The following is a 20539-nucleotide window of genomic DNA, read 5'->3' as shown; positions in this document are numbered from 1 at the left end:
CGAGAAAACCAAGGGATAGTCATCTCTAGATCCTGCAGTTCCGCCATTGGCCTTTGCTATAGTTTAGCGCTGTTTCTTAGAAGGCCATAGTTCGTCTCGGCGAGGATGAGTTTCCGACGGCGAAAGGGACTGAGGTGCCACTTGAGGCAGGGTAAGCGCTGTAGGATCGATATTTTTGTGCCAGATTCGTCCAATTTCAATGTAACGAATGGATATTTATTGCCTGCCCATTACCCGACAGGGCTCATGCCAACGCATGATCCCGATAGCGGGATGCCATGCCTTACGGAGGTCGTAGACTTGATAGTTTTAATTCCTGACCCCTGGATTTTGGGGCGCGGAACGCAAGTTGGTGGTAAAAGGTTGACGGCGCAATCGTCAGTGACCTGCAGATCGTCTCTACATCCAATACAACGCGATGATCTTCCCATCTTGCGACATTACGATTCAATGCCATGCCTTTGCGATGAATTATGGCGATGATCGCCTCAGTGGGGGGGGCGGGGGCGTTCCGCCTGAGCAAAATACGCCGACGCTTGGCGCAATATTTCATTGGCTTTACCTAGTACCCAGTTTTTCCGTTAGGGAACTCTCATGCGGTACCTTTCCTCCCGTCATCACGCCGGCCAATGCTCAGGGGCACATGCCACGTCATTCTCGGTCTGCTTAATCCATCCACCTAAGGTTTTGGCGGTGCTGGTCTTCTGGCGTTTATATTCCGGTCTTTCAGTTGTTTTAAATAATGGGTCGTCTGGCAATCTTTTGTCGAGGGTCGTGAGGGACTGGTTAACGATGTAGACGCTGTTTCAATCTTTGTTCATGGGTTTGGCTGGGAGGCCGTCTTGCAGCTCGTGCAGATAGGCAACCTCTTGTTTAAGTGCCCGCCACAGCTGTTTTATCGAAATATTGTCGAGGTAGCGAACACGCTAATTGATTGATATATATGACACCCGTATAGATTGTGGTGGTGACGCAAGAAGCAACTATAAGCTGCGACCCTGGGAGGGCTGTGCAGCAGGGTATTCGCAGCGATTCGAGAGAGGAGGAATTACGATCTGGGGTTGATTGCCTCGTTTCGGGACTCGCTACAAGAACTAACGGCCACGAGTTTGCAAGGCGTCAGGCCAGCACATTGCGCGTTGCCCTATCTACATCTATCGGTGAAGGGGGCCGATGGGCAATGGCTCGCGATCAGATAAAGAAAGCCGCGGCGCACTGGAATGTAAGCGATATCGCTGCACAATATACTGTTCACAGTTGATCGTGGATAGAACGATCTGCCTCATTGGTCACGCCTCCGACTTATGATGTAACTGGCCTCACCTTACTTTGGAGTGACGCTCGCATTTGAAACACTCAGCCATTTCACCACAAACTTTGCTGGGAGTTTTGTTGCTGTGCAGATGTGGATTTTGGATCACTAACTCTTGGTATGAGGCTGCGGTTTTTTGGGCCGAACCTAAAGTTAGCGGAAAAGTGTCGATCTCCAAAAGGCGTTGACGTCAGATAATTCCACATAATTGATGTGACTGTATCCGAGCAGCGTTTTGAGATGATTGTTGAGTGTTACAAAGGCGTTTTGGGTGGTGGGGTGTTTTTGAGCCAGTCGAGATGTGCAGCGGAGCCTGTCAGGGCGGCGTAGTCGTCTTCGATCACGCTGACTTTAAAATTGGACATGAAGCCTGCAAAGCGACCTTTGTCGCGGAACGCGTCGCCGAAGCCGAATTGAATAAGGTAGGGCGCGAAGGCGCGTGCGACGCCGCCAACGAGGTAGAGGCCGCCAAAGGGCAGCTGGATGAGTGAGAGGTTGCCGCAGACGGTGCCGAGGATGCGGGTGAAGAGTTCGGCGGCCTCTAATGCGCGCGGGTCGGAATGATCGGCGCAGGCGGCCATGATGTCTTGCGCAGCGGCCTCGCGTGGGTCGTTCGCTTCGTTGCCCAAAAAAGCATAGACGCGTTCAAGCCCGCGCCCTGAGAGCACATCTTCGACAGCGGGGAAACCGTGGGCGTTGGAGACGTATTCGCACAGGCGCAATTCGCGTGCGTTGCGGATCGGCAGGTTTGCGTGCCCGCTTTCGGAAGGGGTTACAAGTCGTCCGTTTTCGGTGTCAAACACGGGGGCCGCGTTGAATCCTGTCCCGACGCCGACGACCAGTTTGGCGGCATTGACGTGCCCGTCGGGGCCGTCGATGATAGGGCGGATTTTACTTGGGTCGAGGTGGCCGAGCGCGTGGCCTTGGGCTTGCAGGTCGTTCAATATGGCAACGGTTTGGGCGCCTGTGGCGCGTACAAGCGTGTCTTTGTCTATGGCCCAGTCAAGGTTGGTCATGGAGGCTTGTCCGTCGCGAACGGGTCCTGCGACGGCGACGCAGGCGGCGAGGGGTTTCACGTTGGCTTCATCTGCGATGTAGCGTTTCAGTACGGTTTCGAGGCCAGGGTAGTCAGCGTTGGAGTAGCGCCGGATCGTGCGTTCGATCAGGGTGCGCCCATTGGCCAGACCCACGCGTGTATTTGTGCCGCCGATATCGGCGACAAGGGAGTACGTGTTTTGCGGATGGGACATGATCTGGGCCTTATGCGCGCGTGATGGCGGATTTGAGGGCGTGATAGGATGCTTTAGGTGTGCGCTGCAAGGTTTCAAAGTCGACGTGAATCATCCCGAACCGTTTCTCGTAGCCGAAGGCCCATTCATAATTGTCGAGCAGGGACCAGTAGAAGAAACCTTGCACGTTGGCGCCGTCGGTGATGGCGCGTTTGGTGGCAAGGATATGGTCGGAGGCGAATTTTGTACGTCGCGGGTCAAAGACGGCGCTGTCTTTAACGTGGTCGTCTGATGCCATGCCGTTTTCGGTGACAAAGAGTGGCAGGTCGCCGACGTAGTCGCGCGCCATGCGGGTCAGGACGTGGTGCAGCCCTTCGGGGTAGATTTCCCAGCCCATTTGCGTTTTGACGAGGGGGCCTGCGACGGATTTAATGTGCGGCCAGGGGGCCGATGCGTCATGGGCGATATTGTTGCGGGTGTAGTAGTTGACGCCGAGGTAATCGATCGGTTGGCTGATTTGGGCCATGTCGTCCTGCCAATTTTCGGGCATGTGCTGGCCGAACCCGTCAAGGACGTTCTGGGGGTAGGTGCCTTTGGTAATGGCTTGGATGAACCAGCGGTTGTAGATCGCGTCTTGCAGGTCGGTGGCGGTGGCAGTCTCTAGCGTGTCGTCGGCGGGGTTTGCGTATTCAAAGTTGAGCACGATGCCGCAGGTGTTCATCCCCTTAGACCGCAGCCGCGTCATAGCCTCGCCGTGGGCTAGATTGATGTGGTGCATAGCGCGGGCGGTGGCGCGGATGTCGCGCAGGCCCGGCGCGTGATGGCCGAGGAAGTGCGAGAGGTATGAGACGCACCACGGTTCGTTGATAGTGGCGATGGAGGCCATGCGGGAACCGATTTTGTCGGTAATGACATCGGTGTAATCGCCAAAGCGCAGCACGGTTTCGCGGTTCGCCCAGCCGCCGATATCGGCGAGAGCAGAAGGTAGGTCCCAGTGGTAGAGGGTTTGGAAGGGCTTTAGACCGCGTTCCAGGATGGCGTCGGTGAGGCGGTCGTAGAAGTCGAGGCCTTCGGGGTTCACGGTTTTGCCGTCGGGCATGACCCGCGCCCAGCTGGTGGAGAAGCGGTAGGCGTCTAGGCCTGCATCTTTAAGTAAATCGAGGTCGGACTGGTAGCGGTGATAGTGGTCGCAGGCCAATGCGCCGTCTTCGGCGCGGATCACGTTGCCAGGGGTGGCGGCGAATGTGTCCCAGTGGGTCGAGCCTGCGCCGCCGAATTTATGTCCTTCGATTTGGTAGGCTGCGGTGGCGGCCCCAAAGAGGAAACCGTCGGGGAAATCAGAGCGTTTGAACTGCATGGGATATCCTTAGGAGTGGGGGCGGTTTTTGGGGGCTGGACCTGTGGATTGGCCGACCATCAGTTCGGCTTCGAGCAGGTGGTTTTGCTGCCCGCGCAGTGGGGTTGTGATTTCGGCAATCAGCATTTCGGCGAGTTTGCGCCCTGCGTCGCGCACCGAGGAGCGGGTGGAGGTGAAGACCGGTACGTCGTCGCCATTGCCAAGGTAGGACAGCACATCGTCGTGGGTGATGACCGAGACGTCTCGGCCCATGACGAGCCCTTTTTCCTCGATTGCGCGGCGTGCACCCATGGCGGAGATCAGCGAAGAGGTAATAATGGCGGTGGGCGGATTTTCTTGCGCCAGCAGTTCGCGTGTAAAGCGGTGGCCAAAAGGTTCGGTCATTTCGCCGGTGCGCATGATGCTTGGGTCAATGGCTATGGTGTTGGCGAGCAGGGCTTGTTCGTAGCCTGAGCGGCGCCTGTAGGCGAAGTCCATATGTTCCAAACCGTTGATCAGGCCGATACGTTTGTGTCCAAGGTCGCGCAGGAATTGCGTGGCGCGGTGAAACGCGCGCCGGTTGTTTACGTCGAGCCACGAGTAGGGGGCGGTGACGCCAGAAGCGCGGCCATGCACGACAAATGGCATGCCGATTTGGGTCAACAGGGCGATGCGCTTGTCGTTCATGCAAGGCGAATGCACAACCACGCCGTCGACCGAGCCGCGCGTGCGCATGCCGCGATAGATTGATTCTTCTTTGGTGTCGTCGATCATCGACAGGATCATGTCGTAGCCGTAGCGCTGGTAGGTTTCGCCCGCACCTGCGATGAAATCTGCAAAGACCGGATTGACGATTTCGTGCTGTGACGAGACGCTGATGACGTGGCCGATTGCCAGTGCTTTGCCCGTGGCGAGCCCTTTTGCGCGAGTGCTGGGCGAATAGCCAAATTGATCAGCGGCAAGGCGCACGCGGTTGCGCGTGGCCTCGGATACCTCAGGGTAGCCGTTCAGCGCGCGGCTGACGGTTGTCTGGCTGAGACCCAAGTTGGTGGAGAGTTGTTTTAGGTTCATCGTATCTTCAAAGCGCTTTCAATTTTGTGATATGTTAACGAGGTCGTACAGGGAGGTCAAAGCATTGCGCTAATAGATTTTGAATTTATCAAGGCGTGTAATTTTAAGGTTTATGGAATGTTTTGTTGACACGTTAGGTCGGATCGCAGAGATTTCTGTAAACCAAAGCGCTTTGATTTTGATTCTGGGTATTGCAGTTGGTTGTATGAATGCGCAGCATATGCGTAGATTAAAAAATGCGCGGGACGGCGCATCAGGGAGGACGACTTTATGAAAAAATCACTCTATATCAGTGTGGCAGCCATGGCCTTGGGCACAGTGGCACAGGCCGAGCAGTTGACGGTATTTGGTCCATGGCTTGGCCCCGATCAGGAGAATGTTGAGGTGGTGCTGGCTGATTTTGCGGCAAAATCCGGTCATGACGTGCGTTACACGGGGTCGGACAGTTTCGAGCAGCAGATCATGATTGATTCAGAAGCGGGCTCCGCGCCGAATGTTGCGGTGTTTCCGCAGCCTGGCTTGGCGGCCGATATGGCGTCGCGCGGGTTTTTGACGCCGTTGAAGGATGGCACAGGGGATTGGGTCGTTGAGAACTATGCGGCGGGTCAGTCTTGGGTTGATCTTGGCACATACGCGGACGGCGATGGTGCCGATAATCTGTATGGGTTCTTTTTCAAGGCCGATGTGAAGTCGCTGGTTTGGTATAGTCCCGAAAATTTTGAAGATGCGGGCTATGAAATTCCAACCTCGATGGAAGACTTGAAGACCTTGTCTGAACAGATCGTGGCGGATGGTGGCACACCGTGGTGTATTGGTTTGGGGTCGGGGGCTGCGACGGGCTGGCCTGCGACGGACTGGGTTGAGGACATGATGTTGCGCACGCAAGCGCCTGATGTTTATGACCGCTGGGTCAGCAACGAGATGCCATTTGATGATCCTGCGGTCGTCGCGGCGATCGAAGAGTTTGGTGCATTTGCGCGTAACGAGGCTTACGTTGCTGGTGGTGCGGGTGCTGTGGCAACAACCGATTTCCGCGATAGCCCCAAAGGTTTGTTCGCATCGCCGCCGCAGTGTTACATGCACAAGCAGGCGTCGTTTATTCCTGCATTTTTCCCCGAGGGGACAGTTGTAGGTGAAGATGCCGATTTCTTCTACTTCCCTGCTTATGCAAGCAAAGAGCTTGGCTCGCCTGTTTTGGGGGCTGGCACGGTTTGGACCATCACAAGCGAAAACCAAGCGGCGCATGATCTTGTCGCTTACTTGCAGACCACTGACGCCAACGAAATCTGGATGGCGCGCAGCGGATTTTTGACGCCACATAAGGGTGTTGATACATCCAAGTTCGTGGATGACGCGACGAAGAAGATGAATGACGTTTTGCTGGCGGCGACCGCGTTCCGGTTTGATGCGTCTGACTTGATGCCGGGTGGTGTTGGTGCGGGCTCGTTCTGGACTGGTATGGTTGACTATGTCGGCGGCAAAGATGCGACCGACGTCGCGGCCGGTATTCAAGCGTCTTGGGATGCGTTGAAGTAAGAGTGCTCAATGGGCTGTCCGGCGATGTGTCGGGCGGCCCTATTCGTTTGATTTTCTTTGGAGAGGGGAAATGATGCATCCTGCGTTACTCGGTCTGTTTACGATTGTTGTGGGTGTGGGTGGCTGTATCGGTTACTTTTACTTCTCGAATGTATTTCTTGATCATGTGTTATTCCCCGCCAAGGGTAAGGACGCCGGCCGCAATATTAACCGAGCCAATATGATCCGTCCGTGGCTGTTTTTGGCCCCTGCATTGATCGCGTTGAGTTTGTATCTGGCCTATCCTGTGTTTGCGACATTGTGGTATTCTCTGACGGATCGTGATCAGGGCAATGCCTTTGTGGGCTTGGCTAATTACCGTCAGATGTTGGATGATCCCAAGTTTTGGGAAGCGTTAAAAAACAATATATTATGGCTGATTATCGTGCCCGCGGCCTCGACGGCGTTTGGGCTGCTGGCCGCGCAATTGACCGACCGTATTAGGTGGGGTAGCATTGCTAAGTCGTTGATTTTTATGCCGATGGCGATTTCGTTTGTTGGTGCTGCAGTCATTTTCAAGCTGATTTACGATACGCGCCCTGTGGATAGTAACCAGATTGGTGTGCTGAACGCAGTTTGGTTGCAGTTTAATGGCGGGTTTGGGTCGGCGTTGATGCTGCGGGTGTTGCCTGCAGCGTTATTGGTGGCGTTTGGGACGCTCGTTGGCTTTGCAGGCGTGACGATGACGCGCAATATGATGTGGCCGGGGCATCATCGTCCGACCATGCCGATGGCGATCTTGAATGCTGTTGGGGTAGCGATTGCGATTGTGTTGGTTTTTCTGGCGCTACGCGGGGTGTTCGGGGTGGCGACGGCTGACTTTCCGTATGGTGTGCCGCAGAATTGGTTGACTATTCCGTTGTGGAATTCGATTTTCTTGATGGTGGTGTTGATCTGGATTCAGACCGGCTTTGCCATGGTGATCTTGTCGGCTGCATTGCGTGGGATTCCGGAAGAGACGGTTGAGGCTGCGATTGTGGATGGGGCAGGTCCTTTTCAGGTATTTTTCAAGATCAAGGTGCCGCAGATTGCCGGCACGATTGTAGTGGTTTGGACTACGATCACGATTGTTGTGCTGAAAGTTTTTGACATCGTGTTTGCGATGACAAACGGTCAGTGGAAGACGCAGGTTTTGGCGAATTACATGTATGACAAGCTATTTCGCGCCAATGATTGGGGTGTGGGATCGGCGGGCGCGATGGTGATCATGTTGTTGGTCACGCCGATCTTGGTTTGGAACGTGTATAACGCCCGCAAGGAGATGCGTTGATGGACAATATTGCGGGCAGCAAGTCGAGCCTGACCTGGGCGGTGCATATTTCGGTCGCGGCCTTGGTGATGTTGTGGTTGTTTCCCACGTTGGGGTTGTTTGTGTCATCCTTTCGCACGGCGGACCAGATTTCAACGTCGGGCTGGTGGAAATCGATGTTCCCCCAAGAGCAGAACCTGACGTTGCGCAGCGCCGATCCTGATGATGATGGCGCGCAGAGCTTAGTTGATGGGGTGTACCGTGTTGCCGGCAATCTGTTTGTCGAGGCCGGTGCGGTTGCAGGGGAGAGTGGGGCCGAGATTAGTGTTTGGGGTGTGAGTAGCCGCGAGATTGACATTTATGTGCCGGGGCAGATTGCCGATTTGGGCGATGGTCAAAGTATGACTGTGCAGGCCAATGGCGATTATCTTTGGACGGGTGAGGCCGAGATGTCGGGAAGGGGCCAGAGGGCGTTTGTGACGGCTGTGACACCGCCTGAATTTACGTTGGATAACTATCAAAACGTACTGTTTGACGAGAGCAACCGCGAGGGTTTGGCCAAGGCGTTTTTCAATACGATGACGGTGACCATCCCTGCGACGGTCATCCCGATTTTGATTGCGGCTTTTGCCGCTTATGCCCTGGCATGGATGGATTTTCCGGGGCGCGCGTTGTTGGTGGCGTTTGTGGTTGGGTTATTGGTGGTGCCGTTGCAATTGGCGCTGATCCCTCTTTTGAAATTCCACAATGATATTGGCATCGGTAAAGGATATTTGGGGGTTTGGTTGGCGCACACTGGCTTTGGGCTGCCGCTCGCAATTTACCTGTTGCGCAATTATATGGTCGGGTTGCCGCGTGATATTATTGAAAATGCGCGTATTGATGGCGCGACGGATTTTCAGATTTTCACCAAAATTATCTTGCCACTATCATTTCCTGCGCTGGCATCATTTGCGATTTTTCAATTCTTGTGGACATGGAATGATCTGCTGGTGAGTCTTGTGTTTTTGATTGATAGCACGGGTGAAACCACGGTGATGACCAAGCAGATTGTTGAGTTGTTGGGGACCCGTGGCGGCAATTGGGAGATTTTGGCGACTTCGGCCTTTGTGTCGATATCGGTGCCTTTGATCGTGTTTTTCGTGATGCAAAAATATCTGGTGCGTGGTCTGTTGGCTGGCTCTGTTAAGTAAGGAAATATGATGGATACGGTTGCGAAGGCCCCATTGGTCGCGGGTGAAATTGACAAGGATTGGTGGCGCGGGGCGGTGATCTATCAGATCTATCCGCGCAGTTATCAGGACAGCAATGGCGACGGGATTGGCGATCTGGCAGGGATCGTACAACGACTGCCATATATTGCCAGTTTGGGAGTGGATGCGATTTGGATCTCGCCGTTTTTCACCTCGCCGATGAAAGATTTTGGCTATGATGTGAGTGATTATTGCGACGTCGATCCGATGTTTGGCACGCTGGTAGATTTTGATGCGGTGATGGAGACGGCGCATAAACTAGGCATTCGTGTGATGATTGATTTGGTGTTGTCGCATACCGCCGAAGTACATCCGTGGTTTACGGAAAGTCGTGCGAGTAACACCAACGCGAAATCGGACTGGTATGTCTGGTCTGATCCAAAACCTGATGGCACGCCTCCCAACAATTGGTTGTCGATTTTTGGTGGCTCTGCGTGGCAGTGGGATACCCGTCGCGAGCAGTATTATTTGCATAATTTTTTGGTGGCCCAGCCTGATTTGAATTTCCATTGTCCTGCTGTGCATGATGCCTTGTTAGATGTCGCGCGGTTTTGGTTGGAGCGTGGGGTGGACGGATTCCGTTTGGATACCATCAACTTTTACACCCATGATAAAGAGTTGCGAGACAACCCTGCGTTGCCGCCAGAGCGCCGCAATGCCGATACGGCGCCTGCGGTGAACCCGTATAATCATCAGGAGCATATTTATTCCAAAAACCGTCCTGAGAATTTGGATTTTTTGCGCAAGTTGCGCGGCGTGATGGAGCCGTTCGGCGCGGCTGCTGTGGGTGAAGTGGGCGATGCCCAGCGCGGTTTGGAGATTTTGGGCGAGTATACCAAAGGCGATGATTTGATGCAGATGTGTTATGCGTTCGAGTTTCTGTCGCCGGAGCAGCCGACCGCTACCCGTATTGTCGAGGTCATGAATCATGTGGACCGTGTGGCGGCGGACGGATGGGCGTGCTGGGCATTTTCGAACCATGATGTTGTGCGCCATGCAACGCGGTGGGGTCTGTCAGACGCGGCAAAACGTATGTTTGTGAGCCTTATCATGTGCTTGCGCGGCTCGGTGTGTATTTATCAGGGCGAAGAATTGGGTTTACCTGAGGCAGATGTTGCCTTTGAAGACTTGAAAGACCCTTATGGGATTCAGTTTTGGCCCGAGTTTAAGGGGCGTGATGGCTGTCGCACACCGATGGTTTGGGAGGCGAGCAATACTCGTGGTGGGTTCACGATCGGGACGCCTTGGTTGCCGGTGTCGCCAGCGCAATTGGGGCTTTCGGTGGCCACGCAAGAGGCGGATGCGAGCGCGTTGTTGCATCATTACCGTCGCGCGATTACGTTTCGTCAGGCCCATGCTGCGTTAGCGATTGGCGGCCATACGGCGGTGACGGCGTTGGGCAATGTTATTCGTTTTACCCGCACCGATGCGGATACCGAGATTTTTTGTGCTTTTAATGTGAGTGATGCGCCCGCTGAGGTCGAGTTGCCGAGCGGTGACTGGGAGCAGATCGGAGCGGATTTGGGGGCGGTCGCCTTGGCTGCAGGTCCGTTAGCGCTCGGTCCTTGGCAGACCTGTCTGGCTGCACGGCGTAGCGTCTAAGAAAGTATAGGGAGACGGCAATGGCTGATCTGAAATTGACGGACGTCGCAAAGACGTATGGCGGCACTGTTAATGTGCTTAATAACATTAACCTTGATATCAAAACGGGCGAGTTGATCGTTTTTGTCGGGCCGTCGGGCTGTGGTAAGTCGACATTGTTGCGCATGATTGCCGGGCTGGAGAAGATTACCAGTGGCGAGTTGCAGATCGACGGACAGGTCGTGAATGACGTACCGCCCGCACAGCGCGGCATTGCGATGGTATTTCAGTCTTACGCGCTTTATCCACATATGACGGTGCGCGATAATATGTCGTTTGCGTTGAAACTGGCGAAGAAAACACCTGCGGAAATTAATGCTGCGGTGGGTCGTGCGGCGAAAATTTTGCAACTTGATGAGTATTTGGATCGGTTGCCAAAGGCCTTGTCTGGTGGGCAGCGTCAAAGGGTGGCGATTGGTCGTTCGATTGTGCGTGATCCCAAAGTGTATTTGTTTGACGAGCCGTTGTCGAATTTGGATGCCGCATTACGGGTGGCAACAAGGATCGAGATTGCGCAACTCAAGGAGTCGATGCCCAATAGCACGATGATTTATGTGACCCATGATCAGGTTGAGGCGATGACGCTGGCTACGCGGATTGTGGTTTTGGCAAATAAAGGCATTGCGCAGGTTGGCACGCCGCTGGAGCTATATGAGCGGCCCGAGAACGAGTTTGTGGCGCAGTTTATCGGCTCGCCTGCGATGAACCTGCTGTCCGGTGAGATTGTAGAGACCGGCGTGCAGGCCAGAGTGAAGCTCGATGGGGGTGGTGTTGCGACCTCAGCGGTGCCGACGCAGGTGGCGGATAAGGGGCTAAGGGTCAATGTCGGGGTCCGCCCTGAGGATATGGTGAGAACGGATGGTGACGACTATATCTTTGAGGGGAAGGTAAGGTTTTCCGAGGCCTTGGGCGAAGTGACTTTGTTGTATTTTGACAAGGTTGGCGACAATGATGCAGTGATTGGCAAGCTGCCGGGGATTCATACCGAGATGCGCGACAAGGCTGTGCGGATGAATGCGGATCCTGCGAAGGTGCAGATTTTCAATAATGGACGATCATTGTATTATCGCTAGGAAGTTTTCACCTTAGAAACAAAACACCACCTGAGTTTGCGTTCAGGTGGTGTTTTGTTGTTTGCCGACTTAACCGCGGCTGCGACGCCCTGTGCGCGCGCGGCCTTCGCCTGCTTTGACGGTTGGGCGGTTGAATTTGATCCAATCGCTGCCTGACGGGTCGTTGTTGGTCAGGAAATTGGCGGCGCGGATGGCTTCCATTTCTTTGCCTGCGCGGGCCTGCATTGAACCAAGGCCCATGAGCTGGCAGAAGGTTTCCATGTCGATGTCTTCTGGCAGGATCACGCCAGCTTCGGCTAGAGCGATTTTCTTGGCCTCGATGTCGGCCAGTTTTACGGGCAGGGTGATGGGGTTCATGATTGCCGATGTCATGCCAGCGGTCATGGCCATAGGCAAGAAGGCATTGTTGATGCCGTGGCGGTTGGGCAAGCCAAAGGAGATGTTAGACGCGCCGCAGGTAGTGTTGACGCCGAGTTCTTCACGTAGGCGGCGCACAAGTGCGAAAACCTGCAGGCCAGCAGTGCCCATTGCGCCGATCGGCATGACCAGCGGGTCGACCACGATGTCATGCGCGGGGATGCCGAAATCAGCGGCGCGCTGCACGATTTTCTTGGCGACTTCAAAGCGCACGTCGGGATCTTCGGAAATGCCTGTGTCGTCGTTGGAGATTGCTACGACGGGCACGTTGTATTTTTTAACCAGTGGCAGGACCAGCTCCATGCGCTCTTCTTCGCCTGTGACAGAGTTTAGCAGCGGGCGGCCTTCGCAGGCGGCGAGGCCTGCTTCTAACGCGCCAGGTACCGAGCTGTCGATGCACAGGGGCGTGTCGGTGATTGCTTGAATGCGCGTGATGAGTTCATGCATCAACGGAGGCTCGACAAAGTTGTTGTCAGCGTAGCGCGGGTCTTCGGCCATTTTGTTCGAGAACACCGCGCCAGAGTTGATGTCAAGGATTGTGGCCCCTGCGAGGGTTTGCGAGATTGCGTCTGCTTCGACCGTCGAGAAATTGCCTGCTTCGAGTTCCATTGCCAGTTTCTTGCGGCCTGTCGGGTTGATCCGTTCGCCAATCACGCAGAACGGTTGGTCGAAGCCGATGATGGCGGTTTTCGTTTTGGATTCGACAATTGTGCGGGTCATAGTCAGCGGTCCTTAAAGATCTGTGGCTGGAATGGCGGAGCTGCCGCCATGGGTGATGGCCCAATTTGCATTGGCCGTAATTCCGCCAAGCGGGAAGAAGTGAACGTTGGTGATGTTAAAGTCAGGGTTGGCGGCTTTGTGGGCTGCGAGTGTGGTGATGATCTCGTTTGGCTCGTAGGGCAAGAGCAGTTTGGTCACATCCATCGCGCGTTTTTGCAGCACGCGCAGGGAGGGGCCGACGCCGCAAGCGATGGCGAATTTGATCAGAGTTTGCAGTTTGGCGGGGCCAGCGATGCCGATGTGGATCGGGATGTCGATGCCTGCGTTCTTAAGGCTGTCGGCCCACGCGATGATCGGATCGGCTTCAAAGGCGAATTGTGTGGCGAGGGCCATTTTTGCGTCTGAAGTATCGGCAAATTTGGCTTTCCAGCGCAAGGCGTCCATCACGTTTTTGTCCGAGCCGTCGGGATCGATGTCTTTGTTGCCTTCGGGGTGGCCTGCGACATGCAGGTGTTTGAAGCCTGCTTTGCCGAATGCACCGGATTCGAGAAGTTGCATGGAGCTGTGAAACTCGCCGTGCGGTGTGGCGACGCCTCCTGCGAGCAGGAGTGCTTGGGTCACGCCAGCTTCGCCTTGGTAGCGCGCGATCCAGTCGGTGAGGGTGGCTGTATCTTTGATGATACGCGCGGGAAAGTGCGGCATGACGTTGTAGCCGTCGGTAGCCAGCCGTTTGGCGGTGGCGAGCATGTCTTCGATCGGCGTGCCGTCGATGTGGGCGATGTAGACGCGGGTGTTCGCGGGGAGCAGGGCCTTGAAATCTTCGACCTTGTCAGCGGTGCGCGGCATTACCTCTATGGAATAATCCTCGAGTAGGGCTTCTACGTGTGCGTCGACGCCAACGGGCGCGGCATCTTTTTTCTTGAAGAAAGGCAACAAAGACATGCAGGAACTCCGAGGGTTTAGTATTTAATCAGGCCCAGCCGTCGTTGGCGATAAGGGCTTTGATTTTTGTGAGGTCGTATTCAGCATCGATGCGCGCCACTTGAGCAGCGGCGACATCGGCGTCGGTCCCGTCAACGGGGTAGGGCGCCGCTTTGCGGAAGCCCTCAAGATATGCGTCGCTTTCGGCGGCGCCTGATTTCATGGCTGCGCGATCGATGGCTTGTTCAAACCGTTCGGGTAACGGCCGTTTTGTACCCCGCCGTCCTTTGCCTACGATGACTTGGGCGGGCATATCGCGCCAGTATACGATTATGACATCTGCCATGTGATTCTCCTGTAGCGCTTCCGCCCTGTGTTGGTACTTTTTACGCAATTGACGCGGCGCACCGACGTCGGTTTTCGACATGGTGGACGCATCTAGCGACGGGCAAGATATGACGGCCTTGAGCATGCGAGGCCAGTGGGCGGTGCAACCGTTCTTTTCATGACAATGTTGAGAGGCATTCATTTTGCCTGATGTGAGCGCTTGCACGTAAGGGGGTTGCGACCTACGTTAGGGATAACTCTAAATGGAAGGCGTGATTATGACGCCGAAGCGTCCCAATGGTGCGGGCGCGTTCCCCAAAGCGGTGGTGACCCCCGCGCCAAAACCGTCCGATCCAACCGCGCTCTATGCGGCGTTGGATTTGGGCACGAATAGCTGCCGGATGCTGATTGCCCAACCCAAGGGTAGTCAGTTCCATGTGGTGGATAGTTTTTCTAAAACGGTGCAATTGGGCCATGGGCTTGAGGGCTCCGGTAAATTGTCGCGCGCATCGATGAGCCGCACGATCAATGCAATCCGTATTTGTCGTCAGAAACTGGATCGACACGGTGTGAAAAATATGCGGCTGGTGGCGACAGAGGCCTGCCGGCGTGCCCGTAATGGTGAGAATTTTGTAGCTCAGGTGCGCCGCGAGACCGGGCTTTCTCTCGAGATTATCCAGCCAGAAGAAGAAGCGCGTTTGGCAGTGATTTCTTGTGCGCCGTTAGTCAGCACTAAAACAGACCAGTTGTTGGTTGTTGATATTGGCGGAGGATCAACGGAACTGGTGTGGATTGACCTGACGAATGTACCCGCAAGAGAACGCCCTCGCGCGATCATGCGTCTGCACGCGGGGTTTAAGTCCGATCCGGGTCCGTTTGCTGCTGCCAAGGTCGTGGACTGGATTTCGGTGCCTTTAGGTGTTGCCACGTTGCGCGACCAATTTATTGATGTGGACGATGATGCTGCACGATTTGCGTTGATGTCGTGGTTTTTCGAGGAAAGTCTGGAAGGGTTTGCTCCGAGTGCAGCGGCCCAGATCCGCGAGGGTTTTCAGATTGTCGGTACCAGCGGAACGGTGACTACGGTCGCGGCCAGTCACTTGGGGTTAAGGCGTTATGATCGCACCAAAGTGGATGGCTTACGTATGTCAACCGACCAGATTGACGCTGTGATCCAGAATTATCTGGCGTTGGGTCCAACGGGGCGGCGCAGCGATCCGCGCATTGGCAAGGATCGGCAGGCGTTAATTATGTCTGGCGCTGCAATCTTGCAGGCGCTGATGCGTTTATGGCCGACAGACCGGTTGTCGGTGGCGGACCGCGGACTGCGCGAAGGATTGCTTTATGCGCAAATGTCCGCGGATGGGGTTCTAGAAGACACACCTTACTGATAAAGGTGTTTTTCTGAAAAGAAAGCAAACAAGATGGCACAAAAACCAACCAAGAATACTTCGGGCCGCGGCCAGCGTGATTTGCACGTTAAGGTGAAATCTGCGCGTGGCCGTTCAATGTCGTCGACCATGTGGTTGCAGCGGCAGTTGAATGACCCATATGTCGTGCGCGCCAAGGCGGATGGTTTTCGCGGAAGAGCGGCCTATAAGATCATGGAATTGGACGATAAATTCCATTTTCTGACGAACGGGGCGCGTGTCGTCGATCTAGGGGCTGCGCCGGGTGGCTGGTGTCAGGTCGCAGTGCCACGGATCAATGCCTTGGGCGAGAAAAAAGGCAAGGAGATCGGCACGATTTTGGGCGTCGATTTACAGGAAATGGAGCCGATTGCGGGTGCGACGTTGCATCAGCTAGATTTTTTGGCGGACGATGCCGACAAACAGGTTATTGAATGGCTTGGCGGTCAAGCGGATGTCGTGCTGTCGGATATGGCGGCGTCAAGTTGTGGCCACAAGCAGACAGATCACTTGCGTATTATGGCCTTATGTGAAGCCGCGGCGTATTTTGCGTTTGATGTTCTGACCGAGGGTGGCACGTTTGTGGCCAAGGTGCTGGCGGGTGGTGCAGAAGCCGAACTGAATTTAATGTTGAAGATGAAATTCAAAAAAGTCGCTTATGTAAAGCCACCGTCATCGCGGGCGGACAGTTCAGAGAAATTTGTTGTAGCAACAGGGTTTAAGGGGCAAAGCTCAGACGAATAGCAGTTTTATTTTGTCATTTTGGCGATGTTGTTTTGAAAACCATCACTTGAATGGATTGCTGCAACTCTGACTTGCGCTACCATATAAATTGCGGATTTTTGGGAAACGTTTATGTCTGTGAAATTCGATATTTTCATTATCGGCGGAGGTATCAACGGCACTGGCATTTCCGTGACGTGCAAGGGCGCGGGTTGCGCACCGGATTAGCCGAGATGAAGGATCTGGACTTTGCGACGTACTCTGCTTCGACAAAGCATGTTTCATGGCGGCTGCGATATCTTTAGTTTCCGAATTCAGTATGGTCCGCAACTCTTTGACTAAAAAGATTTTTTGCTCAAATCTATGCCGCATATCTCTTGTTCGATGCGTTTTGTGTTGCCTTACCACAAAGATATGCGGTTTGAATGTGATACGCCTACCTCAAAGCTGTTGGGGTTGTTCATGCCTTGGATGCGTGGCCGTAGGCTTGTATGGTTGATCCATTTTGGGCTGTTCATGTATGACCATTTGGGTGGTCGCAAAATCTTAACGGTGACAATAAACCTAGACTTAACTTCTGATAAGATCGGTAAGTGTCTGAAAGATAAGTTTAACCGTGCCTACGAGTATTCTGATTACTGGGTCCATGACGCGCGTCTGGTGATATTGAGTGCGCGTCATCCGTTTGTGCGCGAGGGGTATGTTCGCCGCATTGCGCGCGCTTACGTACGGGGCGCTGGCGGATGATTTGATGGGAGATGCCGAGGTCGAGGCTGATTTTGGTACGTATTTTAACGATTTGTTATCTGCGCGCGAGGTGGATTGGTTGATGGCCCACGAGTTTGCACTGACAGCAGAGGATGCTGTTTGGCGCCGTACCAAGTTAGGGTTCCGCATGACGTCAGCGGAAAATGCGGCGGTTGATGCCTTTATGAAAGCGGCCTGAGGGGAATATGGCGGGTATTTTGGCGATAGATCAAGGCAAGACGTCGAGTCGAGCGATGGTCTTTGATAAAAGAATTGCAGTGAAGGCCATTTCGCAAGAGGAGTTCGCTTAGTATTTCCGCAGTCTGGCTGGGTTGAGCATGATGTGTCGGATATTTCGGCCTCTACTGCGGCGACCTGTGGTGCGGTGATTGTAAAGACTGGGATTGCGGCTGTCGGCATCAGAAACCAGCGCGAGACGACGTTGGTGCGGGACCGTGAGAGAGGTGCGCCAATTCATAATGCAATTTTCTGGCAGGATCGGCGGACGTCGGCGATGTGTCAGGCTTTGAAGTAAGATAACTTCGAGGTGGAAGTGCCGGTAAAGACTTGTCTATTGTTGGATCCCTACTTTTCCGGGACTAAGTTAAAATTGCTTTGGACAATGTTGAGGGCGCGCGTGAGAAGGCAAATGCGGGCAAGTTGATGTTTGGGACGGTTGATTGTTTTCTGATTTGGAAGCTGACGGGGGGCGCGTCACATGTGACTGATGCCACAAATGCCGCGCGCACGATGTTATATAGTATTCGAGATGGGAAGTGGGACGCAAATACTTGCGAACGCTTGGGAATTCCGATGGACATGTTACCAGAGGTGCGTGACTTTGGTATGACGCGCGCGGATTTGTTCGGTGTGCCGCTGCCGATTATGGGCGTTGCGGGTGATCAGCAGGCAGCGACGATAGGTCAGGCGTGTTTTGCGCCGGGGAAGTTGAAGTCGACCAGTGGGTCTGGGTGTTTTGCGCTTTTGAATACGGGTGATACGCTGGTACGGTCGCAATCATTGTTGTTGGGTGCGATTGCTTATCAGTTGGATGGCGAGCTGACTTACGCGCTGGAAGGCTCTATTTTCATTGCGTGTGCTGTGGTGCAGTGGCTGCGCGACGGTTTGAAGCAAGAGTTTTATATAGTGTCTGCGTTTACAGGGCTTGGTGCACCGCATTGGGACGCTGAAGCGCGGGGCGCAATTTATGGGCTGACGCGCAATTCCGGTCCTGAGGAGTTTGCACGGGCGGCACTCGATAGTTTCGGATTTCAGACGCGCGACTTGTTGGAGGAGATAAAGAGTGACTGGCAAAGCTCTGAAGATAAATGTTTTTTTCGAGTTTGTGGTGGTATGTCAGCGTCGGATTGGTCGATGCATTTTTTGTCGACATTATTGGCGCGGCTGTGGATCGCCCTAAGGTTTTGGCAACTACGGCCGTGGGGGTTGCGTGGCTTGCAGGGATGCGTGCGGGGATTTATCCTGATTAGGCGGGGTTTGCGGCGCAGTGGGCGCTTGAGCGTCGCCTTGAGCCACAAATGGATGATGAGGCGCGCGCGCCGCTTTGCCGGTCGGCAGGACGCGGTGCGGGCACGTTAATCTAAGATCATTCTTGCCCCATGGCCCAGACGTCGAATTCTGCGGCGCATTTTTTGCGTAGTTTGTCTTCGACGCTATCGGATAAAACGAGGGCAACTGCGGGAGAAACGTTGAGCCGTTTCAACTCGATAGTGGTCTCCAATCGGGATTCGAGAAAGGCAATAAGCTTGTGTTGCGCCTCGTAGCGGAACAGGTGGTTGACGCCCAGGGTGCCGTCACCGTTAAGCAAAAATTTGGCTTGAGAGCCGACGGCAGCAAAGGGCGCGGGTTTGCCTTTGCAGTATTCCAGCACAAAATCGTCGAATGTGATGTTGCGGGTGCTGTTTTCATGACCGACCAGATCGTCGCGGTGCCGGTAACGATACCAGCTTGAAAGCCAGTCGATGGGATGGCGCACAACGGCAAATGTTTCGGGCATTTGACCGCCGGCTTGCACAAAAAACGGCTTAAGGAATCGGTTATATCGGTAAACCGCCGAGTGTTTCAGGATCGGTGGGTCGCGTAAAACCATTGAGGCGCGCGGTGCCAAAGCACCCTCGATGGCCGTTGTTCCTGTTTTTGGAACAGCGAGAAAAACAAGATTTTCTTTCCAGAAAACAAGCATTTGACAGGCACCTTTCGCAATGTATCGAAGCCAAGTTAAAACATAAATCAATAATTAACCACTCATGATACATGGTGATCAGAGCAGAATTTTGTTGCAATGTTCTTTCTTTGGCCTCATTGGCTAACGGGAACATAAGTGGAACAAACCTCCAATTGTCGCCCGTCGTCGGGTGTGGGATAAGGGCAAGAACAATGGCAACGGCAGAGCTTTTCAAAATGGCAGATAATAAAATGACAGATAAAAAGACAGCGGAGAAAGAAAAGGCGCTAGAAAGTGCGCTGGCGCAGATCGAGCGGCAGTTTGGCAAAGGCTCGATTATGAAATTGGGCGGCCAGAACCAGATGCCCGCGATTGAGGCAACGAGCACGGGTTCTCTCGGGCTTGATATTGCGCTAGGGATTGGCGGTTTGCCAAAAGGCCGCGTGATCGAAATTTTTGGGCCTGAATCGTCGGGCAAGACGACATTGACGCTGCATGCAATTGCAGAAGAACAGAAAAAAGGCGGTGTTTGCGCCTTTGTGGATGCAGAGCATGCGCTTGATCCGACCTACGCCAAAAAGCTGGGTGTAAACCTTGATGAGTTGTTGATTTCGCAGCCCGATACTGGCGAGCAGGCGTTGGAGATCGTCGACACATTGGTGCGCTCTGGTGCGGTGAGTATGGTCGTAGTCGATTCCGTGGCTGCGTTGACGCCGAAGTCCGAGCTTGAGGGGGATATGGGCGATTATTCGGTTGGCGTGCATGCGCGTTTAATGAGCCAGGCGATGCGCAAACTGACAGGATCGATAAGTAAATCGGGCTGTATGGTGATTTTTATCAACCAGATCCGGATGAAGATTGGCGTTATGTTTGGCTCGCCAGAGACCACCACCGGCGGTAATGCTTTGAAGTTTTATGCCTCTGTGCGTTTGGATATTCGCCGTATTGGGTCGATTAAGGATCGTGATGAGGTCGTTGGTAATTCGACACGCGTGAAGGTTGTAAAGAACAAGGTGGCGCCGCCGTTCAAACAGGTTGAATTTGACATCATGTATGGTGAAGGCATTTCCAAAACGGGCGAACTGCTTGATCTGGGTGTAAAAGCGGGCGTCGTTGAGAAATCTGGCGCGTGGTATAGCTATGGTGACGAGCGTATGGGGCAGGGTCGTGAGAACTCCAAAATATTTTTGAAGGAAAACCCAAAAACTGCGCTTGAAATTGAAGATAAAATCCGTGCGGCGCATGGGTTAGACTTTGATCTTGCGGCGAAAAGCGATGATGCGGATATGTTGGAAGACTAAAGTCTGTTTCATTTGATTGTTAATGAGGGCGTACGCAGTCATGCGGCGCC

16 protein-coding genes and 3 pseudogenes are annotated in these 20539 nt (G+C 54.0%); 11 read left to right on the top strand and 8 right to left on the bottom strand.

Annotated elements, in window-relative coordinates; genetic code table 11:
• Positions 1–273: 273 nt before the first annotated feature.
• The 4 genes and pseudogenes from ACXLHR_RS06355 to ACXLHR_RS06340 all read right to left on the bottom strand — a co-directional run.
• Positions 274–581 (bottom strand): annotated as a pseudogene (locus ACXLHR_RS06355) (hypothetical protein); the annotation flags it as partial.
• A 985-nt stretch (positions 582–1566) separates the two neighbouring features.
• Positions 1567–2562: a glucokinase gene (locus ACXLHR_RS06350; RefSeq protein WP_458790669.1), complete on the bottom strand. Its 996-nt coding sequence runs from the start codon at positions 2560–2562 to the stop codon at positions 1567–1569.
• Between the two features lie 10 nt (positions 2563–2572).
• Entirely contained in the window at positions 2573–3898 is a 1326-nt protein-coding gene (locus tag ACXLHR_RS06345) for a GH1 family beta-glucosidase (RefSeq protein ID WP_458790668.1), read from the bottom strand.
• Positions 3899–3907: 9 nt separating this feature from the next.
• Complete coding sequence (locus ACXLHR_RS06340) at positions 3908–4948, bottom strand: LacI family DNA-binding transcriptional regulator (protein WP_458790667.1); 1041 nt, start codon at positions 4946–4948, stop codon at positions 3908–3910.
• Between the two features lie 270 nt (positions 4949–5218).
• On the opposite strand from ACXLHR_RS06340, the gene ACXLHR_RS06335 reads away from it, so the two are divergent.
• The 5 genes from ACXLHR_RS06335 (at position 5219) to ACXLHR_RS06315 (ending at position 11739) form a co-directional block, all read left to right on the top strand.
• Positions 5219–6484: an ABC transporter substrate-binding protein gene (locus tag ACXLHR_RS06335; protein ID WP_458790666.1), complete on the top strand. Its 1266-nt coding sequence runs from the start codon at positions 5219–5221 to the stop codon at positions 6482–6484.
• A gap of 73 nt (positions 6485–6557) precedes the next feature.
• Positions 6558–7793 (top strand): carbohydrate ABC transporter permease, encoded by a 1236-nt coding sequence (locus tag ACXLHR_RS06330; protein ID WP_458792487.1) that lies wholly within the window; start codon positions 6558–6560, stop codon positions 7791–7793.
• Positions 7793–8965, top strand: coding sequence for a carbohydrate ABC transporter permease (locus tag ACXLHR_RS06325; RefSeq protein WP_458790665.1), 1173 nt, complete (start codon positions 7793–7795; stop codon positions 8963–8965). The genes ACXLHR_RS06330 and ACXLHR_RS06325 overlap by 1 nt, the downstream gene beginning before the upstream one ends.
• Positions 8966–8974: 9 nt before the next feature.
• Positions 8975–10627: an alpha-amylase family glycosyl hydrolase gene (locus ACXLHR_RS06320; RefSeq protein WP_458790664.1), complete on the top strand. Its 1653-nt coding sequence runs from the start codon at positions 8975–8977 to the stop codon at positions 10625–10627.
• Positions 10628–10647: 20 nt separating this feature from the next.
• Complete coding sequence (locus ACXLHR_RS06315) at positions 10648–11739, top strand: ABC transporter ATP-binding protein (RefSeq protein ID WP_458790663.1); 1092 nt, start codon at positions 10648–10650, stop codon at positions 11737–11739.
• 69 nt (positions 11740–11808) lie between these two features.
• On the opposite strand, the gene ACXLHR_RS06310 is transcribed toward ACXLHR_RS06315, so the two are convergent.
• The 3 genes from ACXLHR_RS06310 to ACXLHR_RS06300 are packed head-to-tail and all read right to left on the bottom strand — an operon-like array spanning position 11809 to position 14143.
• A complete protein-coding gene (locus ACXLHR_RS06310) occupies positions 11809–12876 on the bottom strand; it encodes a methyltetrahydrofolate cobalamin methyltransferase (protein WP_458790662.1) in 1068 nt (355 codons plus the stop codon).
• Between the two features lie 12 nt (positions 12877–12888).
• A complete protein-coding gene (locus tag ACXLHR_RS06305; RefSeq protein ID WP_458790661.1) occupies positions 12889–13818 on the bottom strand; it encodes a methylenetetrahydrofolate reductase in 930 nt (309 codons plus the stop codon).
• A 28-nt stretch (positions 13819–13846) separates the two neighbouring features.
• Entirely contained in the window at positions 13847–14143 is a 297-nt protein-coding gene (locus ACXLHR_RS06300; protein WP_458790660.1) for a virulence factor, read from the bottom strand.
• Positions 14144–14402: 259 nt separating this feature from the next.
• Between ACXLHR_RS06300 and ACXLHR_RS06295 the strand changes: the two genes are divergently transcribed.
• The 5 genes and pseudogenes from ACXLHR_RS06295 (at position 14403) to ACXLHR_RS06275 (ending at position 18607) form a co-directional block, all read left to right on the top strand.
• Complete coding sequence (locus ACXLHR_RS06295; RefSeq protein WP_458790659.1) at positions 14403–15515, top strand: Ppx/GppA phosphatase family protein; 1113 nt, start codon at positions 14403–14405, stop codon at positions 15513–15515.
• A 33-nt stretch (positions 15516–15548) separates the two neighbouring features.
• Complete coding sequence (locus ACXLHR_RS06290) at positions 15549–16277, top strand: RlmE family RNA methyltransferase (protein ID WP_458790658.1); 729 nt, start codon at positions 15549–15551, stop codon at positions 16275–16277.
• A 111-nt stretch (positions 16278–16388) separates the two neighbouring features.
• A pseudogene (locus ACXLHR_RS06285) lies at positions 16389–16934 on the top strand (FAD-dependent oxidoreductase); the annotation flags it as partial.
• 34 nt (positions 16935–16968) lie between these two features.
• Positions 16969–17202 (top strand): glycerol-3-phosphate dehydrogenase C-terminal domain-containing protein, encoded by a 234-nt coding sequence (locus ACXLHR_RS06280; RefSeq protein WP_458790657.1) that lies wholly within the window; start codon positions 16969–16971, stop codon positions 17200–17202.
• 7 nt (positions 17203–17209) lie between these two features.
• Positions 17210–18607: pseudogene (locus ACXLHR_RS06275) on the top strand (FGGY family carbohydrate kinase).
• A gap of 2 nt (positions 18608–18609) precedes the next feature.
• On the opposite strand, the gene ACXLHR_RS06270 reads toward ACXLHR_RS06275, so the two are convergent.
• Positions 18610–19206 carry a sulfotransferase family protein gene (locus ACXLHR_RS06270; protein ID WP_458790656.1) on the bottom strand — a complete coding sequence of 199 codons (597 nt, stop codon included), beginning with the start codon at positions 19204–19206 and terminating at the stop codon, positions 18610–18612.
• Between the two features lie 194 nt (positions 19207–19400).
• Between ACXLHR_RS06270 and recA the strand changes: the two genes are divergently transcribed.
• The gene (gene recA, locus ACXLHR_RS06265; RefSeq protein ID WP_458790655.1) at positions 19401–20489 is read left to right on the top strand and encodes a recombinase RecA; all 1089 of its coding nucleotides are present in this window, start codon (positions 19401–19403) and stop codon (positions 20487–20489) included.
• Positions 20490–20539 lie beyond the last annotated feature (50 nt).

Source organism: Yoonia sp. MH D7, assembly GCF_054439475.1.
Note: the sequence above shows the minus strand (reverse complement) of the source record. Positions and strands in the feature narration are given on the sequence as shown.